Origin of the sequence: uncultured Photobacterium sp. (genome assembly GCF_947502415.1) — a bacterium.
Lineage (GTDB): Bacteria > Pseudomonadota > Gammaproteobacteria > Enterobacterales > Vibrionaceae > Photobacterium.
Window position 1 is genome coordinate 1 of sequence record NZ_CANMZV010000054.1, and the last position, 5,067, is coordinate 5,067.

The window sequence follows — 5,067 nt, forward strand, 5'->3', positions numbered from 1 at the left end:
TAGCTCCATTTATAAAGGAGCTTTATCAATACCAATCTTTTCTTTTAAAAAGAATGCGGGGCGAAATGGGCGCTTACGACTCCGACGAGGGCAGCGGCTTGTTTATTGGTGATATAGCCAAGCTCGGGAAGGTTGCTAATGATAGAAGCGGCGGCGATTTTACCGATCCCTGGCATGCTTTGTAATATTACATTTTTAGCCTGATATTCGGGACAGTTTTCAATAAGGTCAACGATCTTCTTTTCGATTTTTTCTATCTGTTTTTTAAATGCCGTCAGGATGGGCTTGATAGTCATTACCAGTTTTTGAGGCATAATTTGGAGTCGGTTTTTCTCCATGGTTTGCATCGAGAGAAGCTGATTTCTTCTGATGACTAAATCCGCCATAAGGCGCATGGAATCTGGCTTGAGCTTGGTTAACGCGGGCTGTATCGCTTCGGCATAGTGGGCGATAAGCTTAGCATCAAGCTTATCGGTTTTTGCTCGTTGGCCGATGGCGCCGGCAAAGCGTTTAACGTGAATAGGGTTAGCGATGACATATGGAATATTGGCGTCAGCACAAGCAAGAATGAAGGGCATTTCTAATCGACCAGTAGCTTCAATAACGACCCGTTGTGGTGCGTATTGATTGATGGTTTTGATGGCTTGTTTAATCCCTTTGTCGTCGTTAGAAACAGAGAAAAAGATGTCGAGTGGTCGGATATAAATATCGAGTTGAGACTTTCCGGTATCGACACCGATGTTAATGTTTTGAATAGCTGAAGTGTTCATAATAAGCTAACTCTGCATTGCGTAATGCGGGTTCGAGACCCAGTAGACTATCCGAGTGTTATGCTTGGAGTCCTATACAGTGTTCATGTTTGTTATCGGTCTCTCGACAGAGGAGCCAGCAATCAATCGAACTACTGTATAGAAGGCTCTAGTTGCCGCTAAAGCCTGGGTCTCACTTTACCCTCAAGTCGGTTTTATTATCCATACAAAGCAATCAAGGTGACCCGTTACACTCGGCGGTTTTGGTATGAAGTTCGGTGCGCTTTGCTGCTTTAGTGGGGCACACCTTATCGCAGGCGTTATGCCAAGATGAACTGAAAGCTTCGGCAATTTTTTAAAGTTACGATTTGTGATTCAATAAAAAGGGAAAACATGGATCCAATTGAAAAACAGTACTTTGTGTTGGCTACCGACTACGATGTTGTTGATTATGTGATCAACTTTGAGGATGAAAGGTCTCTCGATATAAAATTAGATCGTGAGCTTGTGTTTGAAAAAGCAGCACAATTCGAATGTTTAGATTTTGCATCGTTGGTCAAAAAAGAGGTCAATTTCGATATATCTATAGATTGTGAAATGCTTTTTTCAACTAAGTACCAAGAGTTATTTAACAACGGTGGGTTTCATAAAACATCAGTAGTACCAGCAAACGTTGGGCATAAACCATATCTATACATACACTGTTATAACATAATTGAATGTATTGAGGCTGAAACATTAAACTTAGAAAAATTGAATAATATTCCTCTCGATAAGCGTTTGATATTCAAGCCTTCAATCGGTTCTCTTCATACGTATTTTCATAAGGATGTGGTAGAGAAGTTACAAGCAATATGCCCACCAAAGGATGTAAGGATCATTGAACTGTCTAATTGGTCACCAAAATGTGAGTTCTCATGATTGTAATGCACGTATTGGCCATACAATACAATCAAGGTGATGCCTTACACTCGGCATTTTTGGTTTGGAGTTCAGTGCGCTTGGCTAGTTAAGTGTTTGCACACCTTATTGTAGGCGTTAGCTGTCCGAGTTCAGAGTATTAAGGAAGTTTGATGTTCAAAAATAAAGTCATAGAAAGAATAACTAACGAATTTGGAATTCCAGCAAGACAAACAGTAAAAGTTACAGCGTGGAATGTTGGAAGCAATTTGGGTCTGGTAGTTCAAACTGATCAGCCAAACAAGGAAGATCATGCTTTTGTATGGCTGCCATATCCACCAGATACGGAGTCTCTACCCGAAATAGCCCTTGAATATCCTGCTGAATCAGGTCGCCATAGCAATACTTATCCATCACCTGGTTTAGAACGAGGAAAACCTGCGCTGAAACTCATTGTTACCAGTAATTAGTTTCTTATGTTAAGGCTTTTAAGTCATTTGCACCTTTGCCTGAACTAAAAGCCAACCCAAAAATTGATGAGCCGCAGGAGCAAATCTCAGAGGAAAACCTAATTCATGTAGATACATCCGCTATGCCAAAGCCCAAACCAGTTAAGGCAAGACGGGAGGCTATTCCTCGAGCTGTACAACGAGAAGTATGGCAACGTGATGGAGGTCGATGCGTAGAATGTGAATCCAAAGTAAAGTTATGCTTTGATCACATTGTGCCGTTTTCAAAAGGTGGTAGTAATACAGTGCGTAATCTTCAATTGTTATGTGAGCGTTGTAATCTTTCAAAGGGTAATCGCATATAAGTTAGCAGCTAACAAAGGCATCAAGGTGACGCGTTACACTCGGCGGTTTTGGTATGGAGTTTTGTGCGCTTGGTTGGTTAGTCGTGGCGCACCTTATGCCCGGCGTTATGCCCCTAAAAGCTAAGTGTTTTCTGTTCAAAAGCTTTCGCGCACATGAACACCATCTCTCTGGCAATTTCGTTCATCAACCGGCTGCTCCTTGAGTTCATCGAAATATCGGTTGTTAATATATTTGATGCCATCAGTTTCGAGTTGTTTGGCTCATGCTTAACTTGATGCGTCCTTTGGTTGAAGCGGTGTTTCCCTTGGCTATCAGTTTGGTGCTTGCAGCCTGTGTGACTCCGCATTTGTTGTCATGCAAATCTGGTGTGCTCAAAGTCGCTGAAAGTCAGTGGGCATATTTAGCTGGTAGTTGTTGTAAGTTTTGTCGTAGGGCATCACGCGTGGCTTGTTTTTCTGCCATGATAGGGAAGCGTTTTTGGTGAGGCATAACAAGGCAATCAAGGTGATGCGTTACACTCGGCGGTTTTGGTTAGAAGTTCGGTGCGCTTTGCTGCTTTAGTGGGGCACACCTTATCGCAGGCGTTATAAGCACAAAGCGAAGATGTTTGTTTCATAAAATAGGTCAGAAAAATACTGTTCTGACCTCTAGTAATTAACGATTACTCAGCTTCTTTTACTCGAATTTTACTTTTCGCGATTTTGGTACCGTTAAGCGTTGAAATGGCAGTTTTAGCTTCATTCTCTTCTGGCATTTCAATGAATGCAAAACCCTTGGATTTTCCTGTTTCCTGATCTAAAACGAGGTTACAAGATTCAATTGTACCGTGAGCTTCAAAAATGGCCTTTAGCTCAGTTTCAGTTGTTGTACGTGCAAGGTTTCGAACTAATAGTTTCATGGGTAGCCGTATTCTTAAATAGTGAATATAGTGTAGTTTGCGATGGATTATCACAGAACAAGCATGGTAAACCAAGTCGTGACTAACTTAGCATAGAACTCTGCTTGTAATATGTGCAGCGTGCTTATAACAAAGCCATCAAGGTGACGCGTTATACTCGGCGGTTTTGGTATGAGGTCTGGTGTGTTTGGTGAGTTCACCGTTGCGCACCTTATGGCAGGCGTTAGTTTCCCTTCTATAAGATTGTTTTTTTTAAAAGTGATAAGGAAATAAAATGAAGAAAATTCTTGCAGTAGCAGTATGTAGTTTAACTTTAACCGCATGTTCAACCATGCAACCACCAAGATACTCAACGTCAGTTGATAATATACAAAAGCTAAAGACGTTTGAAGGTGCGAAAGCTAATGTGGCTTCGTTCACTCAAAATGCATCATTTGATGCAAACTGTCGCCTTATGGGGCCGATTGAGCCAGCTGATAGTTTAACGATTCCAGAGTTTATTACGAAAGCGATAAATGATGAATTTAAGATGGCTGATATTTACTCACCAACTGGAAGTCAAATTACTGGAGAAATAACTAACATTGAGTTTTCATCGACATCAGGATTAACAAATGGGTATTGGGATATTGGTGTTATCTTAAAGTCATCTAATGGAAGCTCTTTAAAAACAAGCAACAAATACACATTTAAAAGTGGTTTTGATGCAATTACGGCTTGTAATGCAACTGCAGATGCCCTTACTCCGGCAGTTCAGGATTTGATTAAAACAGCCGTAAATCATCCTGATTTTGCTAGTTTATTGAAAAACTAACAAATCGCACCATGTCGACCCGTTACACTCAACAATTTTAGTATGAATTGGCTATGGTGTTTATGGTAGCCAATTTTGGTATCTGCGTGGTAACGGGCGCATGTGCTTAGCGTTAGGCATGCTGAAAAGCCACTCTGTTTTTATTGGTTATTTCTTCGCTCAAGAACGATGCCACAAAGGTCATTCTTTCATCGCAAGGCTGTCCATAAAGTATGGCGAAACGCAGGTTATCTGATTTATTGCTGCCTTTAACTCTGGCAATGAACCACCGCATTATTCATCATTACAATGCAGTGAAAGGGTTGTCGGTTTCTTTGGCTATCAATCCGGTGATGCAGCCTAAATGAACTCCTCATCAGGTTGTCATGCAAATGTATTTGGTTCAAATCGTTGATAGTTCATGGGGAAATACAATTTCGAGGTTGTTGTATCCCATGTTTGAAGATGGGATGCGTTGAGAGTTCACCTCCCAAGTTCGGACAGCGCACATGGAAATGCCTAACAAAGGCATCAAGGTGACACGTTACACTCGGCAGTTTTGGTATGGAGTTCGGTACGCTTGGTTGGCTCGGTGTTGGTGCACCTTATGCCCGGCGTTATGGCTTAAAAGCACAGGCAACGTGGTTTTTGCTTCAAGGTTTGTGGGTCAAGCTTAGCGGCTATCAAGCCGAATTTTTCAGGCGATATAACTGAACGCTTCTCGGTATAACGAACTGTAAAATTGGTGGGTTTTGTCCGCAGCACGCTTGATTTTATAGCAGTATACGCTGTTGGAAATGTCAGAAATATCATCGAAAGAAAACTATCAAAATTGGGTCATGACGCCAACTTGTTGAACTCTCATTTGTAGAATTCTCGCTCACTGAATGTACCAATGACCTTGTCATGCGT

Annotated in this window: 6 protein-coding genes and 1 pseudogene; 5 read left to right on the forward strand and 2 right to left on the reverse strand. The window is 41.4% G+C overall.

Annotation, left to right across the window (positions count from 1 at the left end; genetic code table 11):
• Window positions 1-77 precede the first annotated feature (77 nt).
• Window positions 78-770 (reverse strand): annotated as a pseudogene (locus tag Q0852_RS23215) (transposase); the annotation flags it as partial.
• 372 nt (window positions 771-1,142) lie between these two features.
• Between Q0852_RS23215 and Q0852_RS23220 the strand changes: the two are divergent.
• The 3 genes from Q0852_RS23220 to Q0852_RS24020 all read left to right on the forward strand — a co-directional run bounded on the left by Q0852_RS23220 (window position 1,143) and on the right by Q0852_RS24020 (window position 2,463).
• A complete protein-coding gene (locus tag Q0852_RS23220; RefSeq protein ID WP_299022716.1) occupies window positions 1,143-1,670 on the forward strand; it encodes a hypothetical protein in 528 nt (175 codons plus the stop codon).
• Window positions 1,671-1,822: 152 nt separating this feature from the next.
• Window positions 1,823-2,119 carry a hypothetical protein gene (locus Q0852_RS23225; RefSeq protein ID WP_299022718.1) on the forward strand — a complete coding sequence of 99 codons (297 nt, stop codon included), beginning with the start codon at window positions 1,823-1,825 and terminating at the stop codon, window positions 2,117-2,119.
• Window positions 2,120-2,241: 122 nt separating this feature from the next.
• A complete protein-coding gene (locus Q0852_RS24020) occupies window positions 2,242-2,463 on the forward strand; it encodes an HNH endonuclease (RefSeq protein WP_367278187.1) in 222 nt (73 codons plus the stop codon).
• Between the two features lie 662 nt (window positions 2,464-3,125).
• Here the strand turns inward: Q0852_RS24020 and Q0852_RS23230 are convergent.
• A complete protein-coding gene (locus tag Q0852_RS23230) occupies window positions 3,126-3,362 on the reverse strand; it encodes an RNA-binding protein (RefSeq protein WP_299022721.1) in 237 nt (78 codons plus the stop codon).
• Between the two features lie 274 nt (window positions 3,363-3,636).
• Between Q0852_RS23230 and Q0852_RS23235 the strand changes: the two genes are divergently transcribed.
• Both Q0852_RS23235 and Q0852_RS23240 read left to right on the forward strand, forming a co-directional pair.
• A complete protein-coding gene (locus Q0852_RS23235; protein ID WP_299022722.1) occupies window positions 3,637-4,176 on the forward strand; it encodes a hypothetical protein in 540 nt (179 codons plus the stop codon).
• Window positions 4,177-4,388: 212 nt separating this feature from the next.
• Window positions 4,389-4,523: a hypothetical protein gene (locus Q0852_RS23240; RefSeq protein WP_299022723.1), complete on the forward strand. Its 135-nt coding sequence runs from the start codon at window positions 4,389-4,391 to the stop codon at window positions 4,521-4,523.
• Window positions 4,524-5,067 lie beyond the last annotated feature (544 nt).